The organism is Pseudomonas sp. D47 (assembly GCF_045447305.1).
In the GTDB taxonomy this organism is placed as follows: Bacteria; Pseudomonadota; Gammaproteobacteria; order Pseudomonadales; family Pseudomonadaceae; genus Aquipseudomonas.
This window is the reverse complement of sequence record NZ_JBJGXU010000161.1, coordinates 1-818: the sequence shown is the minus strand read 5'-3', so window position 1 is coordinate 818 and position 818 is coordinate 1. Positions and strand designations below refer to the sequence as shown.

Annotated in this window: 1 pseudogene; it reads left to right on the top strand. The window is 50.9% G+C overall.

Annotated features, from left to right (window positions below):
- Positions 1–513 precede the first annotated feature (513 nt).
- Positions 514–684 (top strand): annotated as a pseudogene (gene csrA / locus ACI77I_RS32050) (carbon storage regulator CsrA); the annotation flags it as partial.
- Positions 685–818 lie beyond the last annotated feature (134 nt).

Sequence of the window (818 nt, the reverse complement as noted above, 5' to 3'; positions counted from 1 at the left end):
CTGATCGATGTCGGCGAAGCGTATGAACTGCGTAAGCTGGCTGACGCGGCCTATGGCGAATAAGTTGAAGGCGCGAAGAGTGGATAAGGGGCGCCCGGCATGGTGATGATTGACAGTGATCGGCTCAAGTTTTTTCTGGGCGCCGCGCAAGACGCTAAAGCCGCCTGGGTCGATGCCGGTAAAGTGATGGTGGGTATGACCGTTATGATCGCGCCGCTTGGCTGGACTCGGTTTGTTATACGACCTCTATCAAAATCACTGGCCTAAAGTTCATCCAAACAGGTCTCGCACTCGCTCTGCTGCTATTAGTTGGTTGATGCCGCATAAAGATTGACTTGAAGAGGAGGCTGGGGTGAATGAGTTAAGTTGGTTAGATGGTTTGGCTAGGATGTATAGGGTAATGCCTGCTATTAACGTTCAATACACGGCGGAAGCTGGGTTTAAGTTTGTGACGATATAATTTCGTGAGTTTACTCGCGAGGCTACGACTCGCTCGAAGAATGGAGTTTAAATATGTTGTGTCTTTCTCGCCGTCGAGGCGAAATAATCCGAGTCGGCCATGATATCCGAATCGTCGTGCTGGAAATTAGCGACCATCAAGTCCGTATCGGAGTAGCAGCGCCTAATTCGGTTACCGTGCACCGCGAGGAGATCTATTGGAGGATTCAGAATAATAAAATGCCGGAACTCGCGACCGACAACGAACTCAAGGCTCTCAATGGGTTGATTGTTGCACTGGACGATGCCCTCACTGGTGAGGATGTGCAGGGTGATGCTGTCGATGAACTACGGGCTGAACTAGCGACCCTCAAAGCGCA